The organism is Streptomyces sp. NPDC003023 (genome assembly GCF_042888225.1).
Taxonomy (GTDB): domain Bacteria; phylum Actinomycetota; class Actinomycetes; order Streptomycetales; family Streptomycetaceae; genus Streptomyces.
The window spans coordinates 42,151-66,288 of the sequence record NZ_JBIAPL010000005.1 but is presented as its reverse complement, the minus strand read 5'-3'; the positions used below and the strand labels follow the sequence as shown (position 1 = coordinate 66,288).

Genomic DNA, 24,138 nt, shown 5'->3' with positions numbered 1-24,138 from the left:
CGAAACGGTTTCGTTTCGCCGGTGGATCCGGGTACTGTCGTGGTGTACGAAACCGTTTCGTTCAGTCGTCCACGACCGGGAGGCCGACATGTCACGCAGCCGGCTCACCCCCGAGCGCGAGGCGCAGCTGTACGAAGCGGTGCTCGACCTGCTGCGCGAGGTCGGCTACGACGGCCTGACCATGGACGCCGTCGCCGGCCGCACGAGGTCCAGCAAGGCGACGCTCTACCGCCAGTGGCGGAGCAAGCCGGAGCTCGTCGCGACGGCGCTCAAGCACGGCAAGCCGGTGCAGGTCGGTGACATCGACACCGGCACTCTGCGCGGCGACTTCCACGCCATGATCGAGCGCACCGACGACTGCCAGATGGAGAAGGACTCCGCGCTCATGCGGGGTCTGGCCCAGGCGATCCACGCCCACCCCGATCTGCACAAGGCACTGCGCGAACTGCTGGTCGAGCCCGAGATGACAGGGCTCGACGCGATGCTCCGCAGAGCCGTGGACCGGGGCGAGATCACCGCGGACAACCCGGCCCTCGGGTATGTGCCGCACATGCTGGTCGGCGCTTTCGTCGTCCGGCACCTGATCGAGGACCGCACCCCCGACCAGGCCTTCCTCACCGACTACCTCGACGCCGTGGTCCTCCCCGCCCTCGGCGTCTGACCTCCCCGGGTCCTCTCACACCTCCCCGCTGCTCCACAGCACAGCTCCTGACGCGCGCCGCTCTCGTCGTCGGGCCGGCTCCCCATGCCCTGTTCGTCCTTACACACGGGAGTAGCCCTCGTGGCCACGTTTCTCTACAAACTCGGACGGTCCGCCTTCCGGCGCCGCCGTCTCGTCGCCCTGCTGTGGGTGGCGCTGCTCGCGATAGCGGGCGTCGGCGCGGCGACCGCGTCCACCGCCACCTCGTCCTCCTTCTCCATCCCGGGCACGGAGGCCCAGAAGGCCTTCGACCTGCTGGAGGAACGCTTCCCCGGCGCCAACGCCGACGGCGCCACCGCACGGGTCGTCTTCAAGGCCCCCGACGGCGAGAAGATGACGGACGCGGCCCACAAGAGCGAGGTGGAGCGGGTCGTCTCCGACCTGAAGGCGGGTTCGGACCAGATCGCGTCCGTCACGGACCCGTACCTGGCCAAGGCCGTTTCGCGGGACGGCACCACCGCCTATGTCTCCGTCTCCTACGAGGTCAGCGCGCTGGAGCTGACCAAGGCCACGCGTGAGGCGCTCAAGGAGACAGGCACCGAGGCGCGCGAGGCGGGCCTGGCGGTGGAGATCGGTGGCGACGCGCTCCAGACCATGCCGGAGCAGGGACTCGGCGAGGTCATCGGCGTGATCGTCGCGGGCGTCGTGCTCGTCATCACCTTCGGTTCGCTGGTCGCGGCCGGACTGCCACTGCTCACCGCGCTCATCGGCGTCGGCATCGGCATCTCCTCGATCACCGCGCTGGCGAACGTCCTCGACCTCGGCTCCACCACCTCGACCCTCGCCATGATGATCGGTCTCGCGGTCGGCATCGACTACGCGCTGTTCATCGTCTCCCGCTACCGGGCCGAGCTCGCCGAGGGCCGGGAGCACGAGGAAGCGGCCGGGCGGGCCGTCGGCACGGCCGGCTCCGCGGTCGTCTTCGCCGGTCTCACCGTCGTCATCGCCCTCGTCGGCCTCGCCGTCGTCAACATCCCGATGCTCACCAAGATGGGCTTCGCGGCCGCCGGCACGGTCGTCATCGCCGTGCTGATCGCCCTCACCCTGATCCCGGCGCTGCTCGGCTTCGCGGGCAGGCGCGTCCTCGGCCGCAAGGCACGCAAGGGCGAGCCGGCCTCCGACAAGCCGAACGCCGGCACCCGCTGGGCCCGTTTCGTGCTGCGCCGTCCGGTCACCGTGCTGCTCGCCGGTGTGGTGGGCCTCGGCGCCGTGGCCGTGCCCGCCGCCTCGCTGGAGATGGGGCTCCCCGACGACGGTTCGAAGCCCACGAGCACCAGCGAGCGCAAGGCGTACGACCTGCTGTCCGACGGCTTCGGCCCCGGCTTCAACGGCCCGCTGCTGGTGGTCGTCGACGGCGACAAGGGCACGGCGGACCGCACGGTCGAGGTCATCAAGGGCCTCGACGGCGCCGCCGCGGTCACCCCGCCGACCCTCAACAAGGCCGGCGACGCCGCGATGATCACGGTCGTCCCCAAGGACCGGCCCTCCTCCGTGCAGACGGAGGACCTGGTCCACGACATCCGCGACAAGAGCGGTGACGAGGTGCTCGTCACCGGCGCCACCGCGATGAACATCGACTTCTCGCAGAAGATGAACGACGCGCTGCTGCCCTACCTGGCGCTCGTCGTCGGTCTGGCCTTCCTGCTGCTGATGCTCGTCTTCCGTTCGGTGCTGGTGCCGCTGAAGGCCGCCCTCGGCTTCCTGCTGTCGGTCGTCGCGGCGCTGGGCGCGGTCGTGGCCGTCTTCCAGTGGGGCTGGCTGGGCTCGCTGTTCGGCGTCGAGCAGACCGGCCCGATCATGTCGATGATGCCCATCTTCATGGTGGGTGTCGTCTTCGGTCTCGCCATGGACTACGAGGTCTTCCTGGTCACCCGGATGAGGGAGGCGTACGTCCACGGCGAGCGGCCGGGCGAGGCGATCGTCACCGGTTTCCAGCACGGGGCCCGGGTGGTCACGGCCGCGGCCGTGATCATGATCGCCGTTTTCTCCGGCTTCATCGGCTCCAGCGAGCAGATGGTCAAGATGATCGGCTTCGGTCTCGCGATCGCCGTCTTCTTCGACGCGTTCGTGGTCCGCATGGCGATCGTGCCGGCCGTGCTCGCCCTGCTGGGCCGCAAGGCCTGGTGGCTGCCCCGCTGGCTGGACCGGGCGCTGCCCGACGTCGACGTGGAGGGCGAGAAGCTCCACAAGGAGCTCGCGAAGGACTCGGGTGAATCCGACGGGGACCGCGAGCTGGCCCGCGTCTGAGAACCCGCCGACTCCGGGGTTCCCGGTGGCGCGGCGCGGCCGCGCCACCGGGTGAGCGGACCCCGGTCGCCGCGACGGCACCGTGGGGACGGGGGCCGTCGCGGACGGGGTGGCCGCTCCCGCCGGATCGTGTCCGGCGGGAGCGGCCACTTCGGTGCGTCGGGGCCGTGGGCAGGGGGCCTGCCCGGGATGCTCAGAGCGCGGGCGCGGCCACCGCGTAGGTGTGACGGAGGAACCGCCTCAGCGTCTGCGAGTCGAACTGGACCACTGCGACGCCGTCGGCCGTGTGGAACTCGACGATCGCCTGGACCCGGCCGCACGGCCAGATGCCGATGTCCCCGTCCCTGGTCGGCGCGCGCAGCCCAGATTCGAGGAGCTCGCGCGGGAAGCTCCACTCCCTGCCGCTGGGGAACGCGAAGCGGACGGCTCCGGGATCGGCGTCGGGGTCGTACGTGAGGAACACGCGCACTGGTCGGTGCTGAGGGCTGTCGGTGACGATCCGGCCACTTGCCTGCTCTTTGACGGCGTGCGACATCGGCAAGCTCCTCACAGTCATCCGCTTTGTCTCTAATGTCCCATATTTTGCGCGGAACGATCCCCGCGCGCTGGTCTTCACCTGTGAACCGCTTCTGTGACCCATGCGCTCTTGCAACCCATTTGCAGCTGGGCACTATCATTGAGCAGTTGTTCATCTGTCCGAAGCGGAGCTCTCCATGCATGTCCCCGACGGATTCATCAACGCGCCCGTCTCGGTGGCCGCCGGAGTCGTCGCGGCGGGCGCCGTCGCCGTCAGTCTCCGCGGCGCCCGCCGCGAGCTGGGCGGCTCCGCGACCCAGCTGCCCGGCGCCGACCGCACGGCGCCGCTCGCCGGTCTGGTCGCCGCGTTCGTCTTCGCCGTGCAGATGCTCAACTTCCCCGTCGCGGCCGGCACCAGCGGGCATCTGCTCGGCGGGGCGCTGGCGGCCATCCTCGTAGGGCCGTTCACGGGTGTGCTCTGCATCGCCGTCGTACTGCTGATGCAGGGGATCCTCTTCGCCGACGGCGGCCTCACCGCGCTCGGCGTCAACATCACCGTCATGGGCGTCGTCACCGTGCTCGTCGCCTACGGACTCTTTCGCGGCCTGGTCAAGATCCTGCCGCGGACCCGCCGCTCGGTGACCGCCGCGTCCTTCGTGGCCGCTCTGGTGTCCGTCCCCGCCTCGGCCGCCGCCTTCACCCTCGTCTACGCGATCGGCGGGGTCACCGAGGTCCCCGTCGGCTCGGTCCTCACCGCGATGGTGGGCGTCCACGTCCTGATCGGCGTCGGTGAGGCCGCGATCACCATGCTGACCGTGGGCGCCGTCATCGCCGTACGACCCGACCTGGTGTACGGCGCCCGCGGGCTGTCCACGCCGCTCAAGCTCCGCGTCGGCGGCGAGCTCGTCGAAGCACCCGCCGCCGTGAAGTCGGCGACCGTCGCCGCCCGCTCCCCGCGCCGCCTGTGGCTGGGCGGTCTGGTGACCAGCCTCGTCCTCGCCGGCTTCGTCTCCTTCTACGCCTCCGCCGATCCCGACGGCCTGGAGAAGGTCGCCTCCGACAAGGGCTTCGACAAGTCGGTCGAGGAGCACGCGGCCGCCGGCTCCCCGCTCGCGGACTACGGCGTCGAGGACGTAGAGAACGACCGGCTCTCCGGCGGCCTCGCCGGCGCGATCGGCGTCGGTGCGACGGTCGTCGTCGGCAGCGGCGTCTTCTACGCGGTGCGCCGCCGCCGCGACCCGGCGGCCGAAGAGCGCACCCCTGTGCAGAGCTCGGTCTGAGACGGGGGCGGCTCGGACATGGGTGCGGGACACGCTCACAAGCTCTACCGGCACGGCCGCTCGCCGGTGCACGCGCTGCCGGCGCACTGCAAGCTGATCGCCGTCCTCGGCTTCGTACTGGTGGTCGTCTCCACCCCGCGCGAGGCGGTCTGGGCCTTCGGCCTGTACGCGGTGCTGCTCGGCGCGGTCGCGGCCGTGGCGCGCATCCCGGCGGGCTTCCTGCTGAAGCGGCTGCTGATCGAGATCCCGTTCGTGGCGTTCGCGCTGCTCATGCCCTTCGTGGTGCCCGGCGAGCACACCGAGGTGCTGGGGATCCAGCTCTCCGTACCCGGCCTCTGGGGCGCGTGGAACATCCTCGCCAAGGGGACGCTCGGCGTCGCCGCGTCCGTGATCCTCGCCTCGACGACCGAGCTGCGTTCCCTGCTCCTCGGCCTGCAACGGCTGCGCCTGCCGTCGCTGCTGGTCCAGATCGCCTCCTTCATGATCCGCTACGGCGATGTGATCGCCGACGAGATGCGCCGGATGTCGATCGCCCGCCGTTCGCGCGGCTTCGAGGCGCGCGGCGTACGCCACTGGGGCGTGCTGGCCAAGTCCGCGGGCGCCCTGTTCATCCGCTCCTACGAGCGGGGCGAGCGGGTGCACCTCGCGATGGTCAGCAGGGGGTACACCGGGACGATGCCCGTGCTCGACGAGGTGCGTGCGACCCGTGCCCAGTGGTCGTCCGCTGCCGCACTGCCCGTGACCGCGCTCGCGGTCTGTCTGCTGGGATGGGCGCTGTGACTGCTATGGACAGAACGGATTCGGACATGGCTGCTTCGGACATGGCTGCTTCGGACAGGACCGCTTCGGACGCCGCGAGCCCCTCTCTCGAGGTGCGCGGGCTCGCGTACGCCTATCCCGACGGCCACCAGGCCCTGTTCGGCGTCGATCTGACCGTCGGGCGCGGCGAGCGGGTCGCCGTCCTCGGCCCCAACGGCGCGGGCAAGACCACGCTCGTGCTCCATCTCAACGGCATCCTGGCCGGCGGCGTCGGTTCCGTCGCCGTGGCCGGACTGCCGGTCGGCCGCCCGAACCTCGCCGAGATCCGCCGCCGCGTCGGCATCGTCTTCCAGGACCCGGACGACCAGCTGTTCATGCCGACCGTCCGGGAGGACGTGGCCTTCGGCCCCGCGTCGGCCGGGATGCGCGGCGACGAACTGGAGACACGGGTCATGGCCGCGCTGGAGCGCGTCGGCATGGCGGAGTTCGCCGACCGGCCCCCGCACCACCTCTCCTTCGGCCAGCGCCGCCGGGTGGCGGTGGCGACGGTGCTCGCGATGGAGCCGGAGATCCTGGTGCTCGACGAGCCCTCGTCCAATCTGGACCCGGCCTCGCGCCGTGAACTCGCCGACATCCTGCGCTCGTTGGACGTCACCGTGCTGATGGTCACCCACGACCTGCCGTACGCGCTGGAGCTGTGCCCGCGTTCGGTGATCCTCAGCGGCGGTGTGATCGCCGCGGACGGGCCCACGCAGGAGGTGCTGAGCGACGACGGACTGATGCGCGCACACCGGCTGGAGCTGCCCTTCGGCTTCGATCCGAGGTCCGTGACAATAGGCGCGTGAACACGGAGCACGGACACGAGGACCGGGGCGGGGCGGCGAAGGCGTCGCTGCTGCTGGACGACCAGCTGTGCTTCGCGCTGTACGCGGCCCAGCGGGCGGTGACCGCCGCCTACCGGCCGCTGCTCGCCGAGCTGGGCCTGACCTATCCGCAGTATCTGACGATGCTGGTGCTGTGGGAGCGCGGCGAGATCCCGGTCAAGGAGCTGGGCGCCGCGCTGCGGCTCGACTACGGCACGGTCTCGCCGCTGCTCAAGCGGCTGGAGGCGGCGGGCCTGGTACGTCGGGAGCGTTCGGCGGCCGACGAGCGCTCGGTGCGGCTGGTACTCACGGAGGAGGGCGACGCGATGCGCGAACAGGCCGGCAACGTGCCCGGCCGGCTGATGGCGAGCACGGGTCTCGACGCGCCGGAGATCGCCCGCCTTCGCGCCGATCTGTACCGGCTGGTGGAGACCGCCACGCAGGCTGCCCCGGAGCGATGAGGGCGGTTCCGGTCGGATACATTGTGCGCGATGTAAATCCATCGGCGTGCCGACCCGGAGAAGCTGCATGAGCGAACAGGTCGAGACGGCGGAGACGGCCCGGACGGCCGGCACCCGCCCGACGAAGATCATGTACGTGGCGGAAGCCACCGCGCACGGTGGCCGCGACGGCTACGTGACCAGTCACGACGGACAGATCGAGCTGCGTGTCGCCATGCCGCCCGCCCTCGGCGGCGACGGCCGCGGCACCAACCCGGAACAGCTCTTCGCCGCCGGTTACAGCTCCTGCTTCCACAACGCCCTGGTACTGGTCGGCCGCCGCGCGGGCCTCGACCTCACCGGTTCGACCGTCGCCGCCAAGGTCGGCATCGGCCCCAACCGGGCCCGCGGTCACGGGCTCGCGGTGGCCCTCAGCGTCTCGCTGCCGCTCGTCGACCAGGACCTGGCATCGCGGCTCGTGACCGCCGCCCACCAGGTCTGCCCGTACTCCAACGCCACCCGCGACAACATCGACGTCTCCATCGTGCTCAGCTGACCGCGCGCCTCCGTTCGGACATACGGGGCTCGCGTGCCCTGGCACCGCGCCCCGCCGCGTTCCCGCCGGCCGACGATCCGCCCGCCGCCCTTCCGGCTGATCCGTCCCGCTCCGGACGGAAGGCCCGGGCCGGACCGCCCCGGACGCGGGATGGTCCGCGCCACGTTGCACCATGGGGGGATGGATCGCAGCGAAGGAGCAGACGTGGTGGACGTCCGGGGCACGGTGGCGGACGGCTTCGAGGCGGTCGCGGACGCCTTCGCGCGGGGTTTCGAGCAGCGCGGCGAGCGCGGGGCGGCCGTCGCCGTCTACCGCGACGGCCGCAAGGTCGTCGACCTGTGGGCCGGCACGCGGGACGTGGACGGCCGGGAACCGTGGGCGGTCGACACCGCGCAGGTCGTCCGCTCCGCGACCAAGGGGGTCGCCGCCGCCGTCGTCCTCGTGCTCCACCAGCGCGGCCAGATCGACCTGGACGCGCCCGTCGGCACCTACTGGCCGGAGTTCAAGGCGGCCGGCAAGGAACGGGTCCTCGTACGACATCTGCTCTCCCACCGCGCCGGGCTGCCGGTCCTGGACCGCCCGCTCACCCCGGCCGAAGCCCAGGACGGTGTCACGGGACCGGCAGCGATCGCCGCGCAGGCGCCCGTCTGGGAGCCGGGCGCCGACCACGGCTACCACGCGCAGACCTACAGCTGGCTCCTCGGCGAACTGGTCCGCCGTGTCACCGGACGCACCATCGGCCGCTGGGTCGCGGAGGAGATCGCCGGTCCGCTCGGCCTCGACCTGTGGATAGGCCTGCCCGCGGACGAGACCCACCGGGTGGGGCGGCTCGGGCAGATCGCGGAGCCGCCGACCGCGGAGGGCGGCGGGCTCAAGCTGCGGCCCAAGCGCTCCGTCGCACAGGCGTACCGCGACCCCGAGTCCCTGACCCGCCGCGCCTTCGAGGCCATCGATCCCCTCCCGGACGAGAACGACCCCGCCTACCGCGCCGCCGAACTGCCCGCGTCCAACGGCATGTCCACCGCGCGCGCCCTCGCCCGGTTCTACGCCGCGACCATCGGCGAGGTGTACGGCGGGCCCCGGCTCTTCGCCCCCGCCACGCTCACCCTCGCCCGCACCCAGGAGTCCGCCGGACCCGACCGGGTCCTCGTCGTGCCCACCCGCTTCGGACTCGGCTTCATGCTGCACGGCCCCGCCTCGCCCCTGCTCGGCCCCGGCTCCTTCGGCCACCCCGGCCGCGGCGGCTCCCTCGGCTTCGCCGACCCCGAGTCGGGCATCGCGTTCGGCTACACGACCAACGGCATGCGCAAGGGCGTCACCGCCGATCCGCGTGCCCAGGCACTGATCAGGGCGGTACGTTCGGCCCTATGAGACGTTTCGAGGGCTACAGCGCGATCATCACGGGCGGGGCACACGGCATCGGCGCGGCGGTCGCACGCCGACTGGCGTCGGAAGGCGCGCGGGTCCTGATCGCCGACATCGACGCCGAGGCCGCGGAGCGGACGGCCGGCTCCGTCGACGGCGCCGCCTGGATCCGCTGCGACGTGAGCGACCGGGCGTCGGCCGAGGCCGCGGTCGCGTACGCCGTGGAGCGTTTCGGGGCCCTGGACGTACTCGTCAACAGCGCTTTCGAGACGTCCGGGCACAACGGGCCCCTCGTCGAACTGCCCGACGACCTCTGGCGGCAGACCCTCGACGTCACACTCACCGGCGCCCTTCGCTGCGCACGGGCCGCATGGCCGCACCTGACGGCCTCCGGTCGCGGAGCGATCGTCAACATCGGCTCCATCAACGCGGAGGCGGACTTCGGAGGCCACGCCTACAGCGCGGCGAAGGCCGGCATGACGTCCCTGACCCGCACCCTGGCGGGTGAGGGCGGTGCCCAGCGCCTGCGGGTCAACCAGGTCAACCCCGGTACCGTACGCACCCGTTCATGGGACGGCCAGGAGGAGCGGCTCGACGTGCTGAGCGCCATCTACCCCCTCGGGCGGATCGGCGAGCCCGAGGACATCGCGGCAGCGGTCGCGTTCCTGGCGTCGGCGGACGCCGCCTGGGTCACCGGCACGACGCTGCGCGTCGACGGCGGCGTCATGGCCGTCAACACCGCCTTCCGGCGCACGGCGCCGGACGACGCGCCGACGGAGGAGTAGCGGCCGAGGCGGGCCCGTCCGGCCCCGCAGGCCGGGGACCGCGCGGCGGTCAGGCCGTGAGCATCAGAGAGATGCCCGCCACCATCAGCGCCGCCGCCGCGATGCGCGGACCGCCGAAGCGCTCCTTGAAGAACAGTGCCCCGATCGCCGCGCCCACGATGATCGACGACTCGCGAAGCGCCGCGATCGGGGCGAGCGGCGCACGCGTCTGCGCCCAGAGCACCAGTCCGTAGGCGGTGACCGCCATCACCGCGCCGAGCAGCCCCCGCCCGGCGTAGGGACGCAGTTGCGGCCACAGCGCGGTCCGGCGGACGCATATCGCGTACACGACGAGCGGAACGCCCTCCAGGATCATCAGCCAGGCGACGTAACCGGCCGCCGAACCGGCCGCCCGCACACCCACCCCGTCGACCACGGTGTACGCGGAGATCGACAGGCCCGTCGCGAGCGCGGCGAGCACAGCGGGCCAGTGCGGCCGTGCGGTCTCCCGCGCGCCGCGGCCGAAGGGCAGCACACCCCACACCGCGAGACCGACCAGCCCCGCGGACGCGACCACCACGCCCGCCAACTGGCCGCTGCCGACGCGTTCGTCCACGAACAGCGCGGCGGCCGCCGTCACCACCAGTGGGGCCGTGCCGCGGGCGATCGGATAGACCTGGCCGAAGTCGCCGAGACCGAACGACCGCAGCAGCAGCGCGTGGTAACCGACGTGCAGCACCGCGGAACCGATCAGATACGGCCAGGCGGCTGCGGCCGGCACCGGCACGAACGGCGCCATCAGCCCACCGATGACCGACGCGCCCCCGACGATCAGGGTGAAGACGACCAGCCGGTCCTGGATCCGGTGAGCGAGGGCGTTCCAGCCGGCGTGGGTCACCGCCGCGGCCAGGACCGCCCCGGTGACCAGAGGCGTCACGCGCCGCGCTCGCGGACGTCCACCAGCGTGCCACCGGCGTGCGCGATCAGTGACTTCGGGTCGAGCGGGAAGACCGTGTGCGGGGTCCCGGCCGCCGCCCAGACCACGTCGTGGTCGAGCAGCCCCCGGTCGGCCAGCACCCGGGTGCTGGTGCGGTGGCCGAACGGCGGCACGCCGCCGATCGCGTAACCCGTCGTCTCCCGGACCAGGTCGGCGTCCGCGCGCTTCACGGCCTCGGCGCCGAGCTCCTGCCGCACCCGCTCCACGTCCACCCGCGAGGAGCCGTCCATCAGTACCAGAACCGGCACTCCGTCCGCCGCGAAGATCAGCGACTTGACGATCTCGCCGACATCGCAGCCGATGGCCTGTGCCGCCTGCACCGCGGTCCTGGTGGCGTCCGGGAAGCGGCGTACGGGGACGTCGAGGCCGAGTTCGCGCAGAGCCTCGGCGAAACGGGGGTGGGCGCCGGTGGTGTCGTGAGTGCTCATGGCCCGCACGCTAGCGGTGGCCGTACGGGCCGTGCGAACCGTTTCACCCTGTGGATCAGCGGGCGTTCAGCACCTGCGCCACCACCGGGCCCGCCGCGTCGGCGCCGTGTCCGCCGGCCTGTACGACCGCTGCGGCGGCCAGGTCACCCGCGTACCCGGTGAACCAGCTGTTGGAGTCGCCCTGCCCGTCGACCTCCGCGGAGCCGGTCTTCGCACCCTTGGTGCCGCTCACCGAGGCCATGGCCTCCGCCGCCGTGCCACTCGTGGCGGTCAGGCTCATCATCTGCCGCAGCGCCCTGGCGATCGAGCCGGGAAGCCGTTCGGCCACGGCGAGTTCACGGCCGTCCAGCGCCTGCGGGACGATGACCGGCTGCCGGAACCCGCCGTCCTTCGCGGTGGCGGCGATGGACGCGACGTTCAGCGCGTTCATCTGGATCTGCCCCTGGCCGATGTACGAGGCGGCGGTCTCCGCGCCCGCCGACGCGGGCACACTGCCGTCGACCGTGGTGACACCGGTCTTCCAGTCGAGACCTATGCCGAAGTACTTCCCGGCGGTCTCGCCGAGCGCCGTGCCGGCGCCGGTGCCGAGCGGCTTGACGGGCTTGATGAAGGTGGTGTTGCACGAGCGCGCGAAGGCCTGCTGGAACGACGCGCCGGGGATGGAGAAGTCCTTGAGGTTGTGGAACTCCCGCTCCCAGGTGACCGTCGCCGGACACTCGACCGGCGAGTTCGGCCCGTTCACCAGGCCCTTGTCCATCATCATCGCGGCGGTCACGATCTTCATCGTCGAACCGGGCGCCTGCGCTCCCTGCAGTGCCGTGTTGAAGCCCTGCGCCGGGTTGTTGGCCACCGCCTTGATCTCGCCGGTGCTCGGCTGGATCGCCACCACCGACCCCTTGGTGTGCTGCCGCACGGCCTTCTCCGCGGCGGCCTGCACCCCGGCGTCGAGAGTGGTGCGCAGCGCGCCCGCCTTGCCCTCCTTCAGTGTGAGGAGCGTCTGGTCGGGCACATCGGGTGTCGCGGACGTGATCGCCAGCTCGATGCCGGGGGTGCCGCCCACCTTGTCGCCGTACTTCTTGCGCAACTCGTCCAGCACCGGTCCCAGCGAGGGGTACTTCTCTCTCGTCAGCTCGACACCGTTGTCGTCGAAGGCCTTGATCTGCGGGGCCGATGCCTCCGCGGTGACCAGCGAGGTGCCCTTGGTGAGCTTGGGGTGGACGACGGACGGCTGCCAGTCCACCAGCGCCCTGCCGGTCGTCAGCCCGCGCACCACGGTCAGCGAGGAGGCGTACGACAAGGGCTTGCTCGTCCCCTCGTACGCCACGGTCGCCTCCACGGTGAAGGGAACCGTCGCACCCGTTGCCCGACCGGGCTTGATCACAGCGTCGGTGACGTGCGCCTGCCGACTGAATCCGGTCAGCAGCGGTTCGGCGTCGACCGCGTTGTTCGTCAGCTGCGCCGCCGCGGGTCCCCTGCCCTCGGCCCAGGCGGCCAGGAAGTCCTTCGCGGTCTGCTCGATCTCGTCCGCGCTCGGCGGCCCGGTTCTCTTCTCCGCCGGCTCCGACCTGGTACTCACGCCGCTGTCGCCGCCCGAACCGGTCAGCCCGTTGTACAGGTTGTAGCCCCCGTAGCCGACACCGGTCGCGACGACCGCGAAGACGCCGCCGACGACGGCGACCTTTGCTCCACTGCGCATGACCGCAGCCCCCTCCCCAGAGTGCCATGCCCTTGAACACGTTCAAAGACATGAGTCGTTCAGCACTGTACGGGACAGGAGTGCTGCCTGGTGCGGTCGTTACGGGAACGCGATGTCACCGCGACGTCACACCCAGGTGTCCAACCACATCCGGTTGCGCCACTCGTCGATGGGGATCGGGGTGCCCGTGTAGATCGGCCAGAAGTAGATGAAGTTCCAGATGATCAGCAGCACCAGCACGCCCGCGCCGATCGCGCCGATCGCACGCCGGCGTTCGTCGGAGCCGGGTGGGCCGAGGATGGCTCCGATCATCATGGCCACGGCGAGACACAGGAACGGGACGAACACCACCGCGTAGAACAGGAAGATCGTGCGCTCCTGGTAGTGCAGCCACGGAAGCCAGCCCGCCAGGATGCCGCACAGGATCGCGCCCGCGCGCCAGTCGCGGCGGAAGAGCCAGCGCCACGCGATGTAGCAGATCGCGAAGCACGCGGCCCACCACAGGAGCGGCGTCCCCAGGGCCAGGACCTCGGCGGCGCACTTGTCGACCGCGTCCTTGGGGCAGCCCTCGGTACCGGGCTTCGGGTCCTCGTAGTAGTAGGAGACCGGGCGGCCCAGGACCAGCCAGCTCCAGGGGTTCGACTCATAGGTGTGGCCGGAGGTCAGGCCGACGTGGAAGTCGAAGACCTGGTACTCGTAGTGCCAGAAACTGCGCCACCAGTCCGGGAGCAGCCAGCTCCAGTCGCTGTCCTTGCCCGCGCCCTTGGTCGCCCAGTCCCGGTAGTAGCCCTTGTCCGTGACCAGCCAGCCGGTCCAGGAGGCCATGTAGGTGGCGAGGGCGACCGGGACGGTGGAGACGAACGCCGGGACGAGGTCCTTCTTCAGCACGGCCAGGTAGGGCCGGACCGCGCCCGCCGTACGGCGCGCGCCCACGTCCCACAGCACGGTCATCAGGCCGAACGCGGCCATGATGAACAGTCCGTTCCACTTGGTGCCCGCCGCCAGACCCAGCATCACGCCGGCCGTGATCCGCCACGGCCGCCAGCCCATCCGCAGCGTTTCCGCGATCCGCGCGTCCGGCCGCACTGTGCCGTCCTCGTCCCGCGGCAGCGCCGCGGCGAGCCGCAGCCGCGCCCGGTCCCGGTCGACGACCAGCGCCCCGAAGGCCGCCAGCACGAAGAACATCAGCACCAGGTCGAGCAGCGCCGTGCGGCTCATCACGAAGTGCAGACCGTCCACCGCCAGCAGCAGTCCCGCGAGACAGCCGAGGAACGTCGAACGGAAGAGCCGCCGTCCGATGCGGCAGAGCATCAGCACGGACAGGGTGCCGAGCACGGCGACCATGAACCGCCAGCCGAAGGGCGTGAAGTCGAACATCTTCTCGCCGAGGCCGATCACCCACTTGCCGACCGGTGGATGCACCACGTACCCGGGATCGGTGGGGATCGCGACGGCCGACGGGTCGTCGAGGATCGACTTGTCGATGTCCTTGGGCCAGCTGCCCTCGTACCCCTGGTTGATCAGCGCCCAGGCGTCCTTGGCGTAGTACGTCTCGTCGAATATCACCGCATGGGGCTGCCCCAGGTTCCAGAACCGCAGCACTCCCGCGACCAGCGCCACCAGCAGCGGGCCGCCCCAGGCGGCCGCGCGCAGCAGGGGCCCGACGGCCCGGGGCGGGACGCCGAACACCGCCCACAGCTGCCGGGAGGGCCGGGTGTACAGGGGCACGAGGCGCTCCCGCAGGCCGATCACCGGCCGGGGTGTGTGGCCGAAGCGGCGCAGGCGGTGCTCCCAGCCTGACGGCTGGTGTTCGGCGTCGTCCTTGCCCCGCAGGGGCTGTGGCGCGGTACTGGTCACCGCGCCATCGTAAGGAACACGGCTGTGCGATTGGTGCTTGCGGCCCTGGGAGGATGGCGGGGTGACTGGAACGCTGGTACTCGCAGGTACGCCCATCGGTGATGTCGCGGACGCGCCGCCCCGGCTCGCCGCCGAACTCGAGGGCGCCGACATCGTCGCCGCGGAGGACACCCGGCGGCTGCGCCGGCTGACGCAGGCGCTCGGCGTGCACACCCGGGGCAGAGTCGTCTCCTACTTCGAGGGCAACGAGGCGGCCAGGACACCGGAGCTGGTCGAGGCGCTGGCCGGTGGGGCGCGGGTGCTGCTGGTCACCGACGCCGGCATGCCGTCCGTGTCCGACCCCGGCTACCGGCTGGTCGCCGCCGCGGTGGAGCAGGACATCAAGGTCACCGCCGTGCCCGGCCCGTCGGCCGTGCTGACCGCGCTGGCACTGTCCGGGCTGCCCGTGGACCGCTTCTGCTTCGAGGGCTTCCTGCCGCGCAAGGCGGGCGAGCGCCTCGGCAGGCTCCGCGAGGTCGTGGGCGAGCGCCGCACCCTCGTCTACTTCGAGGCCCCCCACCGGCTCGACGACACGCTCGCGGCCATGGCAGAGGTCTTCGGCGCCGACCGCAGGGCCGCCGTGTGCCGGGAGCTGACCAAGACGTACGAGGAGGTCAAGCGCGGCGGCCTCGGCGAGCTGGCCGCCTGGGCGGCGGAAGGGGTACGCGGCGAGATCACCGTCGTCGTCGAGGGCGCGCCCGAGACCGGGCCCGAGGAACTCGGCGCGGAAGAGCTGGTGCGCAGGGTCCGGGTACGGGAGGAGGCGGGGGAGCGGCGCAAGGAGGCCATCGCGGCCGTCGCCGCCGAGGCGGGGCTTCCCAAGCGCGAGGTGTTCGACGCGGTCGTGGCGGCGAAGAACGCGGCTCGACCGGCGTCCGGGGACGGTAAAGGTCTATCGTGAAAGGCAAAGCGCAGACCGTGTCCTGCCCGCTTCCGTATGGAAAATCAAAAGACCGCACCATCAGATGACAGGCGCTGATGCGCTCCCGCCGGAAAAGGCGTCCACTGAATCAGTGGAGAGGAGCTGGCATGAGTGAGACCACAGGCCCCGCCAAGGTCCACGAGGCGTATTCCTTTGCCTGCATGCGGTGCGGGCACGGGTGGGAGCAGTCCTACGAGATCGAGCACCACGTCGATCCGGCGGGGCAGGAATTCGTTGTGTACACGTCGGACGGGCAGCGGGTTCCGTCCCCGCTCTCGAGCCCGACCTGCCTCAACTGCGGCGGGCACGTCGTGAGGATCATGCGCGAGGGGCGGGTCTCCTCCGTGCGGAACATGATGGGGCTCACCGAGACCGGCACCACCCCGGCCGGCTCCGCGTCCGCCGTCTCCCCGGTGTCCCCTGCCGGCCCGCCGCGGGCCGAGGAACTGCCGGGGACACAAGCCGAGCCGTCCGCCGGATCCACGGCACCGCCCCCGTCCGGATCGACCATGGACGGATCGACCATGGACGGGGCCGGCACGGACGAGGCCACCGCGGACCGGGCCGGCACGGAACCGGCCGGTGACGAGCGCCACTGGCACCTCTCCGATCTGCTGCACCCCTTCCAGCACCGCAAGTGAGCCGCCGGGCGCGGGTTTCGTAGGATCGCGCCCATGAGTTCGAAATCAGCACCGCCGCCGCTGCCCGAACCGCTCGGTGTCGCGGTCGCCGATTCACACACCCACCTGGACATGCAGGAAGGCACCGTCGAGGAGGCCCTGGCCCGGGCCGCCGCGGTCGGGGTGACGACCGTGGTCCAGGTGGGCTGCGACATCAAGGGCTCCCAGTGGGCCGCGGAGACCGCCGCCGCGCACCGGGACGTGCACGCCGCGGTCGCCCTGCACCCCAACGAGGCTCCGCGGATCGTGCTCGGGGACCCTGGGGGAGGCCGGTCACGGCAGGGCGGGCGGGAGAGGGGCGGGGACGCCGCGCTCGACGACGCGCTCGCCGAGATCGACCGGCTGGCCGCCCTCGACGCGGTCAAGGCCGTCGGCGAGACAGGCCTCGACCACTTCCGCACCGGGCCGGAAGGCCTTGCCGCGCAGGAACGCTCGTTCCGCGCCCATATCGAGATCGCCAAACGGCACGACAAGGCGCTCGTCATTCACGATCGCGAGGCGCACGCGGATGTGCTGCGCATTCTCGCCGAGGAAGGCGCGCCGGAGCGCACGGTCTTCCACTGCTATTCCGGCGACGCGGAAATGGCCGAAGTCTGCGCGGCCGCCGGTTACTTCATGTCGTTCGCCGGCAACGTGACCTTCAAGAACGCGCAGCCGCTGCGCGACGCGCTCGCCGTGGCACCCGCCGAACTCGTGCTCGTGGAGACGGACGCGCCGTTCCTCACACCGGCGCCGTACCGCGGACGGCCCAACGCCCCGTACCTGATTCCGGTCACGCTCCGTGCCATGGCGGTGGTGCGGGGGACGGACGAGGACACGCTGGCCGCGGCGATCGCGGCGAACACCGCGCGCGCATTCGGTTACTGACCGGATCGAGGGTCCCACGCCCCTGATAGCGACGCTGCGTGTTCGCGCCGCTTTGGAGAGTGACCGGCGCTCCGCTACTGTCCGATGCCACTTGGCTGACCGGACCTTACGGAGCGTCGTGGGCGTGGGTAATTCGCAGGGCAGTCACCGGGCGGTGCGCGGCGCACGGCATGCCGGCAGCCGGTCAACGGCGGCGACCGACGGCAACGGGGCGGTACCGGTGGGCCCGCCGCCCGGCCGTCCGTCGACGCAGCCCACCCTCGCCGACACCCGGCCTGTCCCGTCGTACGCGCCGACCCTGCCGTACATGGACCTCCGAGCGGACGGCGGGGCCGAAGGGGCGCAGCGGTACCAGCAGGCCGTGGCACAGGCGCCGACCGTGCCGTACCTGGACGTCGGGGCGGCCGGCCTGCCGGGGGCTTCGCTGCCGCGGCAGTCGCCCCCGGCGGGGAGCGCCGCCGGGGCCGCCGACGACCCGGCCGCCGCAAGCACGGCCCAGGGGTACGACGGCGGCCGGGACGGCGCGTATCCGGCAGACGGCGGCGCCGGTGCCGGCCGAGCCGGGCGGGCGCGGACGCGGCACGGAGCGCGACGCCGCAGAGCCGCCGAGCGGCCGGAGGCGCTGCGCCGGCTCGTCCCCCAGGCCCTCGTCGTCGCCTTCCTGGCCGGCGGGACGTCCGCCTTCGTCGCCAGCGACAAGGTTGTCCGCCTCGTCGTCGACGGCGGACGGCCACGCACCATGCACACCTTCGCCGACGACGTGAGCGAACTCCTCGAGGAGGAAGGCGTCGACCTGCGCGCCCACGACGTCGTCGCCCCCGGCCCTGACGCGGCCCTCGACAGCGGCGACGAGATCACCGTCCACTACGGCAGGCCGCTGACTCTGACCCTCGACGGCCGTCGAGGGAGCGTGTGGACCACGGCCCGCACCGTGGAGGCCGCACTGCGTGAACTCGGGGTGCGCGCCGAGGGCGCCCACCTCTCCGTCCCGCTCTCCACGAAGATCCCGCGCAGCGGGCTGGCGTTGGACGTCCGTACGGAGAAGGCCGTGACGTTCATGGCCGACGGGCACGAGCGCACCGTCCGCACCAATGCCGCCACCGTGCACGAGGCCCTCGGCGAGGCGGGGATCGTGCTGCACGGCGAGGACACCACGTCCGTCCCGCCCGACGGGTTCCCGCGCGACGGCCAGACGATCACGGTCATGCGGATCAGCGGCGGCAGGGAAGTGCGCGAGGAACCGATCGCCTTCGCCGTCGACAGGACCCGCGATCCCGCGCTCTTCGCGGGCACGGAAGTCGTCGTGCGGCAGGGACAGCCGGGCGTGCGCCGGGTCACGTACGCGCTGCGGACCGTCAACGGCGTACGCCAGAAACCGCGGCGGATCGGCGAGGAGGTCGTCCGCGAGCCCGTCACCGAGCAGGTACGGGTCGGCACCCGGCAGCTCCCCTCGTCGGTGGACGGAGCGGACGGGCTCAACTGGGGCGCGCTCGCCGCGTGCGAGTCGGGCGGCCGGCCCGGTGCCGTCGACCCCTCCGGGAACTACGGCGGCCTGTACCAGTTCGACACCGGGACCTGGCGCTCCCTGGGAGGCACCGGACGCCCCCAGGACGCACCCGCGGAGGAACAGACGTACCGGGCGAAGAAGCTCTATGTGCAGCGGGGGGCGAGTCCGTGGCCGCACTGCGGCCGTAGGCTGTATCGGTGAGCACCACTGATCCCGACGCACTCCTCGGCCCCGCCGACATCCGCGAACTGGCCGCCGCGCTGGGCGTACGGCCCACCAAGCAGCGCGGCCAGAACTTCGTCATCGACGCCAACACGGTCCGCCGGATCGTGCGCACGGCCGAGGTGAAGCCCGACGACGTGGTCGTCGAGATCGGCCCGGGCCTCGGCTCGCTGACCCTCGGACTGCTGGAGGCGGCGGACCGGGTCGTCGCCGTGGAGATCGACGACGTGCTCGCCGGTGCGCTGCCGGCGACGGTCGCCGCCCGGCTGCCGGAGCGCGCCCCACGCTTCTCGTTGGTGCACTCGGACGCGATGCACGTACAGGAACTGCCCGGGTCGCCACCGACCGCGCTCGTCGCGAACCTCCCGTACAACGTCGCCGTGCCGGTGCTGCTCCACATGCTCGACCGCTTCCCGACGATCGAGCGGACCCTGGTCATGGTCCAGGCCGAGGTCGCCGACCGGCTGGCCGCGGGACCGGGGAACAAGGTCTACGGTGTCCCGTCCGTGAAGGCCAACTGGTACTGCGAGGTCAAGCGGGCCGGGTCCATCGGCCGCAACGTGTTCTGGCCCGCACCGAACGTGGACTCCGGACTGGTGTCCCTGGTGCGGCGGACGTCGCCGGTCGCGACGTCCGCCACGAAGCAGGACGTCTTCAAGGTCGTCGACGCGGCCTTCGCACAGCGGCGCAAGACCCTGCGGGCCGCACTCGCCGGCTGGGCGGGATCGCCGGCCGCGGCGGAGGCGGCGCTGGTGGCGGCCGGTGTGTCACCCCAGGCGCGGGGCGAGTCGCTGACGGTGGAGGAGTTCGCACGGATCGCGGAGGCCAAGCAGTGAGCTCGAGTGTGACCGTACGGGTCCCGGCCAAGGTGAACGTCCAGCTGGCGGTCGGCGGGGCCCGGCCCGACGGCTTCCACGACCTCGCGAACGTCTTCCTGGCGGTCGGCCTCCACGACGAGGTGACCGTGCGCCCCGCCGCGTCGCTGACGATCACCTGCGACGGGCCCGACGCCGATCAGGTGCCGCTGGACCGTACGAACCTCGCCGCGCGCGCCGCCGAACTGCTCGCCGCCCGGCACGGGATCACGCCCGACGTCCACATCCACATCGCCAAGGACATCCCCGTCGCGGGCGGCATGGCGGGCGGCAGCGCGGACGGCGCGGGCGCGTTGCTCGCCTGCGACACGCTGTGGGGACTCGGCTCCTCGCGAGACGAACTGCTCTCCATCTGCGCCGAGTTGGGCTCCGACGTGCCGTTCAGCCTGGTGGGCGGAGCGGCGCTGGGCGTCGGGCGCGGCGAGCAGCTGACCGAACTCGAGGTCGGCGGCGCCTTCCACTGGGTGTTCGCGGTGGCCGACGGAGGTCTCTCGACGCCCGCCGTGTACCGGGAGTTCGACCGGCTGAACGAAGGCGTGAGCGTGCCCGAGCCGGTGGCCTCGCCCCTGCTGCTGTCCGCGCTGCGCACGGGTGACGTGGCGGCGCTGGCCGGCGCGGTGTCGAACGATCTCCAGGCGGCGGCGCTGTCGCTGCGGCCGTCGCTGGCCGCGACGCTGTCCGCCGGAATGTCGGCGGGCGCGCTCGCCTCGCTGGTCTCGGGCTCGGGCCCGACGACCGCGTTTCTCGTCAAGGACGAGGAGGCGGGGGAGGGCGTGGCGTCGGCGCTGCTGGCGTCGGGGACGTGCAGGGCCGCGCGGGTGGCACCCGCGCCGGCGGGGGGCGCGAGGGTCGTCACGGCCGCGTAAGCGGGTGCGGGTGGCCCCTGCGGTCCTGTTCCCTTCCCCGCCCTCCATGGCCTGGCGGCCATGGAGGTGCCCGCGTCCCACAACCGGGCTCCGCCCGGACCCGTTCCCCGGGCTCCGCCAACCGGGCTCCGCCCGGACCCGTTCACCGGGCTCCGCGCGGTGTCTCGGGGGCTCTTCGCCCTGCGCCCGCCGCTGTTGGAGGTACCCCACCCGGCCCCCGCGCCTCAAACGCCGGCGAGGCTGAAGCAGCCCTCCGGCGGGCGGGGTGCAGCGCAGCGGCAGCTCCGGCCCGGCCGGGGCGCCATCCACGGCCGCCGGGCCGCAGGGGAGTTCGAGGCCACGGCACGAAGCGCGGTACGCCGCGCGCAGGGTGGTGCCGGGCCGGGCGGAGCCGCACAGAGGTACAGCGGTGAGGGGCGGGCGGAGGAACAGGTCGCGTCCGGGTACTCAGCGCGGACCTGAGTACCCGCGCTCTCCCGCCCGGCCCCACCCGGCGGCACCGTACGCCCATGGGAACAAGCGCTCGTGACCTCGCCGCCGCCACCCCCGGTACGCGGGACCGGTACATCGATCTGCTGAGGGTCGCCTCGCTCGGGACCGTCGTGGCGGGGCACTGGCTGATGGCCGCGGTCACCGGCGACGGCGTCGGGAACCTGCTCGCCGTCGTGCCGGGGCTGCAACCGCTCACCTGGGTGCTGCAGGTCATGCCCGTGTTCTATTTCGTCGGCGGGTTCTCGCACGCTCTTTCCCACCGGTCGTTGCGCCGCCGGCACCCGGACCGTTCCGTGTACTCCGTGTTCCTGCGGGGCCGGCTCCAGCGGCTCCTGCGGCCCACCATGGCGTTCGTCCTCGTCTGGGGTGCCGCCGCGCTCGTCGTGCAGTTGCTCGGCGGGGGCGGCGGGATGACCGGCGTCGCGCTGCGGCTCGTCACGCAGCCGCTGTGGTTCATCGGCATCTATCTCGCGATGGTCGCGTTCACGCCGCCGCTGCTGAGGCTGCACGAGCGCTTCGGCTGGGGCGCGTTCCTCGCGCTGCTCGGCGCGGCCGCCGCCGTGGACGTACTGCGGTTCGCCGCCCACGTCCCCTTCGTCGAGTTCCTGAACTTCGCCTTCGTCTGGCTCGCCGTCCACCAGCTCGGCTTCCTGCGCGCCGACGGCCGCATCCGGGTGCCTGCCGCGCTCGCGGCGACCGGTCTCGCGGGAGCGGCCGTGCTCGTCGCGGCGGGGCCGTATCCGCTTTCCATGGTCGGGATGCCGGGCGAGAAGATCTCGAACATGGCCCCGCCCACGTTCGCCCTGCTGCTCCACGGCGTGTGGCTGGTCGGTGCCGTCGAGCTGCTGAAGGGGCCGGGCGGCCGGTTCGTGGGGCGGGCCCGTGTCTGGCGGGGTGTGGTGGCCGCGAACGGGATCGCCATGACCGCGTTCCTGTGGCATCTCACCGCCATGCTCGGCGTCTACGGGGTGATGATCGCCGCCGGTCCCGCCCTGCCGGAGCCGGCGACGGCCGCCTGGTGGACACAGGTGCCGCTGCGGGTCGTCGCGGCGGCGGGGCTGACCGTGCTGCTCGTCGCCGTGTTCCGCAGGTTCGAGCGGCCCGCGCGTCGCACGGCGGAACCGGTGCCGGGCACCGGGCCGATCGCGGCCGCCGGGATCACGCTCTGCCTGCTCGGCATCCTCGGTCTGTCCATGGTCGGCTTCGGCGGGCTGCTGGAGGGAAGGACCGCGATGCTGGTCGCCGTGCACGTCAGCGCCCCTGCCGCGGTCGTGATGGCGCTCGGCGGCTGGCTGCTGGTGGAACGGGCCGGACGGGGCGGCCGTACCTGACAAGTAGGCTGGGAGGTCGATCGTTCCCCCTGTCAGGAGAGTAATGGCCGTCAACCTGGTCAATGTCGAGGCAGTCAGCAAGGTGTACGGAACACGCGCCCTGCTCGACGGGGTCTCCCTCGGCGTCTCGGAGGGGGACCGCATCGGTGTCGTCGGCCGCAACGGCGACGGCAAGACCACCCTCATCCGGATGCTCGCCAAGCTCGAGGAGCCCGACACCGGCAGGGTCACCCAGAGCGGTGGGCTGCGGATCGGCGTGCTCACGCAGCACGACTCCCTCGACCCGGAGGCGACGATCCGGCACGAGGTCATCGGTGACCTCGCCGACCACGAGTGGGCGGGCAACGCCAAGATCCGGGACGTGCTGACCGGGCTGTTCGACGGCCTGGACCTGTCCGGCTTCCCCCAGGGCCTCGACACGGTCATCGGCCCGCTGTCCGGCGGCGAGCGCCGCCGTATCGCGCTCGCCCAGCTGCTCATCGCCGAGCAGGACCTGATCGTCCTCGACGAGCCCACCAACCACCTCGACGTGGAGGGCATCGCCTGGCTGGCGAAGCATCTGCGCGACCGTCGCTCCGCGCTCGTCTGCGTCACCCACGACCGCTGGTTCCTCGACCAGGTCTGCACCCGGATGTGGGACGTGCAGCGCGGTGACGTGTACGAGTACGAGGGCGGCTACTCCGACTACGTCTTCGCCCGCGCCGAGCGGGAGCGGATCGCCGCCACCGAGGAGTCGAAGCGGCAGAACCTGATGCGCAAGGAGCTGGCCTGGCTGCGGCGCGGCGCCCCCGCCCGTACGTCCAAGCCGCGCTACCGCATCGAGGCGGCGAACGAGCTGATCGCCGACGTGCCGCCGCCGCGTGACACGTCGGAGCTGATGAAGTTCGCCTCCGCCCGGCTCGGCAAGACGGTCTTCGACCTGGAGAACGTGACGGTCCAGGCCGGGCCCAAGGTGCTGCTCAAGCACCTGACCTGGCAGCTCGGTCCCGGCGACCGCATCGGCCTGGTCGGCGTCAACGGTGCGGGCAAGACGTCCCTGCTGCGCGCGCTCACGGCGGCTGCCTTCTCCAAGGGCGAGGAGCAGCCCGTGGCGGGGAAGATCGTCGTCGGGAAGACCGTACGGCTCGCGTACCTCTCGCAGGACGTCACCGAACTGCCGCCGACGCTGCGCGTGCTGGAGGCGGTCCAGCAGATCCGCGACCGTGTCGATCTCGGCAAGGGCCGTGAGATGACCGCCGGCCAGCTGTGCGAACAGTTCGGGTTCGGCAAGGAGAAGCAGTGGACGCCCGTCGGGGACCTGTCCGGTGGTGAGCGGCGCCGGCTCCAGCTGCTGCGCCTGCTGATGGACGAGCCGAACGTCCTGTTCCTCGACGAGCCCACCAACGACCTGGACATCGAGACGCTGACCCAGCTGGAGGACGTCCTCGACGGCTGGCCCGGTTCGATGGTGGTCATCTCGCACGACCGGTTCTTCATCGAGCGGACCACGGACCGTACGTTCGCCCTGCTCGGCGACGGCGCGCTGCGGATGCTGCCGCGCGGCATCGACGAGTACCTGGAGCGCAGGGCCGCGATGGTCGAGGCGGCCGTGCCCGCGCCGCCGCCCGCGCAGGCCGGTGCCGTCAAGGAGAAGTCGGCGGCCGACGCACGGGCGGCGAAGAAGGAACTGCAGCGGATCGAGCGGCAGCTGGACAAGGTCTCGGAGCGTGAGACCAAGCTGCATGCGCAAATCGCCGAAAATGCCACGGACTTCGGGAAAGTTGCCAAACTGGACGCGGAGCTTCGTGAACTCGTGGGCGAGCGCGAAGAGTTGGAGATGCGCTGGCTCGAACTGGCGGAAGACGCCTGACCGGCTCCACGGGCCCGGCC

22 protein-coding genes are annotated in these 24,138 nt (G+C 72.0%); 17 read left to right on the top strand and 5 right to left on the bottom strand.

All coding sequences use genetic code 11. From position 1 onward, the window contains the following. Window positions 1-88: 88 nt before the first annotated feature. Entirely contained in the window at window positions 89-661 is a 573-nt protein-coding gene (locus ACFYV1_RS18285; RefSeq protein ID WP_389396516.1) for a TetR/AcrR family transcriptional regulator, read from the top strand. Between the two features lie 120 nt (window positions 662-781). After that, complete coding sequence (locus ACFYV1_RS18280) at window positions 782-2,947, top strand: MMPL family transporter (RefSeq protein WP_389396515.1); 2,166 nt, start codon at window positions 782-784, stop codon at window positions 2,945-2,947. 193 nt (window positions 2,948-3,140) lie between these two features. On the opposite strand, the gene ACFYV1_RS18275 is transcribed toward ACFYV1_RS18280, so the two are convergent. Continuing rightward, a complete protein-coding gene (locus ACFYV1_RS18275; protein ID WP_389396514.1) occupies window positions 3,141-3,482 on the bottom strand; it encodes an SsgA family sporulation/cell division regulator in 342 nt (113 codons plus the stop codon). A 178-nt stretch (window positions 3,483-3,660) separates the two neighbouring features. Here ACFYV1_RS18275 and ACFYV1_RS18270 point away from each other — a divergent pair, with 178 nt between their 5' ends. From ACFYV1_RS18270 to ACFYV1_RS18240, 7 genes are all read left to right on the top strand, one after another. Then, on the top strand, window positions 3,661-4,743 hold the full coding sequence (locus ACFYV1_RS18270; protein WP_389396513.1) for an energy-coupling factor ABC transporter permease: 1,083 nt from the start codon (window positions 3,661-3,663) through the stop codon (window positions 4,741-4,743). 18 nt (window positions 4,744-4,761) lie between these two features. Further along, a complete protein-coding gene (gene cbiQ, locus ACFYV1_RS18265) occupies window positions 4,762-5,523 on the top strand; it encodes a cobalt ECF transporter T component CbiQ (RefSeq protein WP_389396512.1) in 762 nt (253 codons plus the stop codon). Window positions 5,524-5,549: 26 nt separating this feature from the next. Next, window positions 5,550-6,347 (top strand): energy-coupling factor ABC transporter ATP-binding protein, encoded by a 798-nt coding sequence (locus ACFYV1_RS18260; RefSeq protein WP_389396511.1) that lies wholly within the window; start codon window positions 5,550-5,552, stop codon window positions 6,345-6,347. Continuing rightward, complete coding sequence (locus tag ACFYV1_RS18255) at window positions 6,344-6,826, top strand: MarR family winged helix-turn-helix transcriptional regulator (RefSeq protein WP_389396510.1); 483 nt, start codon at window positions 6,344-6,346, stop codon at window positions 6,824-6,826. The genes ACFYV1_RS18260 and ACFYV1_RS18255 overlap by 4 nt, the downstream gene beginning before the upstream one ends. A gap of 67 nt (window positions 6,827-6,893) precedes the next feature. Beyond that, on the top strand, window positions 6,894-7,361 hold the full coding sequence (locus ACFYV1_RS18250; protein ID WP_389396509.1) for an organic hydroperoxide resistance protein: 468 nt from the start codon (window positions 6,894-6,896) through the stop codon (window positions 7,359-7,361). A 180-nt stretch (window positions 7,362-7,541) separates the two neighbouring features. Next, a complete protein-coding gene (locus ACFYV1_RS18245) occupies window positions 7,542-8,732 on the top strand; it encodes a serine hydrolase domain-containing protein (RefSeq protein WP_389396508.1) in 1,191 nt (396 codons plus the stop codon). Beyond that, window positions 8,729-9,511 carry an SDR family NAD(P)-dependent oxidoreductase gene (locus ACFYV1_RS18240; protein ID WP_389396507.1) on the top strand — a complete coding sequence of 261 codons (783 nt, stop codon included), beginning with the start codon at window positions 8,729-8,731 and terminating at the stop codon, window positions 9,509-9,511. The genes ACFYV1_RS18245 and ACFYV1_RS18240 overlap by 4 nt, the downstream gene beginning before the upstream one ends. A 49-nt stretch (window positions 9,512-9,560) precedes the next feature. Here the strand turns inward: ACFYV1_RS18240 and ACFYV1_RS18235 are convergent, their stop codons facing one another. The 4 genes from ACFYV1_RS18235 to ACFYV1_RS18220 all read right to left on the bottom strand — a co-directional run bounded on the left by ACFYV1_RS18235 (window position 9,561) and on the right by ACFYV1_RS18220 (window position 14,468). Further along, window positions 9,561-10,427 (bottom strand): EamA family transporter, encoded by an 867-nt coding sequence (locus ACFYV1_RS18235; protein ID WP_389396506.1) that lies wholly within the window; start codon window positions 10,425-10,427, stop codon window positions 9,561-9,563. Further along, window positions 10,424-10,915 (bottom strand): YbaK/EbsC family protein, encoded by a 492-nt coding sequence (locus tag ACFYV1_RS18230; protein ID WP_389396505.1) that lies wholly within the window; start codon window positions 10,913-10,915, stop codon window positions 10,424-10,426. Before ACFYV1_RS18230 ends, ACFYV1_RS18235 begins: the two co-directional genes overlap by 4 nt. 55 nt (window positions 10,916-10,970) lie before the next feature. Further along, window positions 10,971-12,611 carry a penicillin-binding transpeptidase domain-containing protein gene (locus ACFYV1_RS18225; RefSeq protein WP_389396504.1) on the bottom strand — a complete coding sequence of 547 codons (1,641 nt, stop codon included), beginning with the start codon at window positions 12,609-12,611 and terminating at the stop codon, window positions 10,971-10,973. A 126-nt stretch (window positions 12,612-12,737) separates the two neighbouring features. Then, window positions 12,738-14,468, bottom strand: coding sequence for a dolichyl-phosphate-mannose--protein mannosyltransferase (locus ACFYV1_RS18220; RefSeq protein ID WP_389396503.1), 1,731 nt, complete (start codon window positions 14,466-14,468; stop codon window positions 12,738-12,740). Window positions 14,469-14,529: 61 nt separating this feature from the next. Here ACFYV1_RS18220 and rsmI point away from each other — a divergent pair, with 61 nt between their 5' ends. The 8 genes from rsmI to ACFYV1_RS18180 all read left to right on the top strand — a co-directional run bounded on the left by rsmI (window position 14,530) and on the right by ACFYV1_RS18180 (window position 24,118). Further along, window positions 14,530-15,408, top strand: coding sequence for a 16S rRNA (cytidine(1402)-2'-O)-methyltransferase (gene rsmI / locus ACFYV1_RS18215; RefSeq protein WP_389396502.1), 879 nt, complete (start codon window positions 14,530-14,532; stop codon window positions 15,406-15,408). Window positions 15,409-15,536: 128 nt separating this feature from the next. Then, window positions 15,537-16,070: a hypothetical protein gene (locus tag ACFYV1_RS18210; RefSeq protein WP_389396501.1), complete on the top strand. Its 534-nt coding sequence runs from the start codon at window positions 15,537-15,539 to the stop codon at window positions 16,068-16,070. 33 nt (window positions 16,071-16,103) lie between these two features. Further along, the gene (locus tag ACFYV1_RS18205; protein ID WP_389396500.1) at window positions 16,104-16,976 is read left to right on the top strand and encodes a TatD family hydrolase; all 873 of its coding nucleotides are present in this window, start codon (window positions 16,104-16,106) and stop codon (window positions 16,974-16,976) included. Between the two features lie 307 nt (window positions 16,977-17,283). Then, entirely contained in the window at window positions 17,284-18,684 is a 1,401-nt protein-coding gene (locus tag ACFYV1_RS18200) for a ubiquitin-like domain-containing protein (protein WP_389396499.1), read from the top strand. Further along, entirely contained in the window at window positions 18,681-19,541 is an 861-nt protein-coding gene (gene rsmA, locus ACFYV1_RS18195) for a 16S rRNA (adenine(1518)-N(6)/adenine(1519)-N(6))-dimethyltransferase RsmA (protein WP_389396498.1), read from the top strand. Before ACFYV1_RS18200 ends, rsmA begins: the two co-directional genes overlap by 4 nt. Further along, a complete protein-coding gene (locus ACFYV1_RS18190) occupies window positions 19,538-20,446 on the top strand; it encodes a 4-(cytidine 5'-diphospho)-2-C-methyl-D-erythritol kinase (protein WP_389396497.1) in 909 nt (302 codons plus the stop codon). The genes rsmA and ACFYV1_RS18190 overlap by 4 nt, the downstream gene beginning before the upstream one ends. A 509-nt stretch (window positions 20,447-20,955) precedes the next feature. Then, window positions 20,956-22,269 (top strand): acyltransferase, encoded by a 1,314-nt coding sequence (locus tag ACFYV1_RS18185; RefSeq protein ID WP_389396496.1) that lies wholly within the window; start codon window positions 20,956-20,958, stop codon window positions 22,267-22,269. 43 nt (window positions 22,270-22,312) lie between these two features. Continuing rightward, window positions 22,313-24,118, top strand: coding sequence for an ABC-F family ATP-binding cassette domain-containing protein (locus tag ACFYV1_RS18180; protein WP_389396495.1), 1,806 nt, complete (start codon window positions 22,313-22,315; stop codon window positions 24,116-24,118). Window positions 24,119-24,138 lie beyond the last annotated feature (20 nt).

Coding starts and splice junctions, on each gene's coding strand:
- ACFYV1_RS18285 (WP_389396516.1), top strand. CDS start 89: ATGTCACGCAGCCGGCTCACCCCCGAGCGCGAGGCGCAGCTGTACGAA.
- ACFYV1_RS18260 (WP_389396511.1), top strand. CDS start 5,550: ATGGCTGCTTCGGACATGGCTGCTTCGGACAGGACCGCTTCGGACGCC.
- ACFYV1_RS18205 (WP_389396500.1), top strand. CDS start 16,104: ATGAGTTCGAAATCAGCACCGCCGCCGCTGCCCGAACCGCTCGGTGTC.
- ACFYV1_RS18180 (WP_389396495.1), top strand. CDS start 22,313: ATGGCCGTCAACCTGGTCAATGTCGAGGCAGTCAGCAAGGTGTACGGA.
- ACFYV1_RS18210 (WP_389396501.1), top strand. CDS start 15,537: ATGAGTGAGACCACAGGCCCCGCCAAGGTCCACGAGGCGTATTCCTTT.
- ACFYV1_RS18275 (WP_389396514.1), bottom strand. CDS start 3,482: ATGTCGCACGCCGTCAAAGAGCAGGCAAGTGGCCGGATCGTCACCGAC.
- ACFYV1_RS18270 (WP_389396513.1), top strand. CDS start 3,661: ATGCATGTCCCCGACGGATTCATCAACGCGCCCGTCTCGGTGGCCGCC.
- ACFYV1_RS18250 (WP_389396509.1), top strand. CDS start 6,894: ATGAGCGAACAGGTCGAGACGGCGGAGACGGCCCGGACGGCCGGCACC.
- cbiQ (WP_389396512.1), top strand. CDS start 4,762: ATGGGTGCGGGACACGCTCACAAGCTCTACCGGCACGGCCGCTCGCCG.
- ACFYV1_RS18240 (WP_389396507.1), top strand. CDS start 8,729: ATGAGACGTTTCGAGGGCTACAGCGCGATCATCACGGGCGGGGCACAC.
- ACFYV1_RS18185 (WP_389396496.1), top strand. CDS start 20,956: ATGGGAACAAGCGCTCGTGACCTCGCCGCCGCCACCCCCGGTACGCGG.
- ACFYV1_RS18245 (WP_389396508.1), top strand. CDS start 7,542: ATGGATCGCAGCGAAGGAGCAGACGTGGTGGACGTCCGGGGCACGGTG.
- ACFYV1_RS18225 (WP_389396504.1), bottom strand. CDS start 12,611: ATGCGCAGTGGAGCAAAGGTCGCCGTCGTCGGCGGCGTCTTCGCGGTC.
- ACFYV1_RS18200 (WP_389396499.1), top strand. CDS start 17,284: ATGGACCTCCGAGCGGACGGCGGGGCCGAAGGGGCGCAGCGGTACCAG.
- ACFYV1_RS18230 (WP_389396505.1), bottom strand. CDS start 10,915: ATGAGCACTCACGACACCACCGGCGCCCACCCCCGTTTCGCCGAGGCT.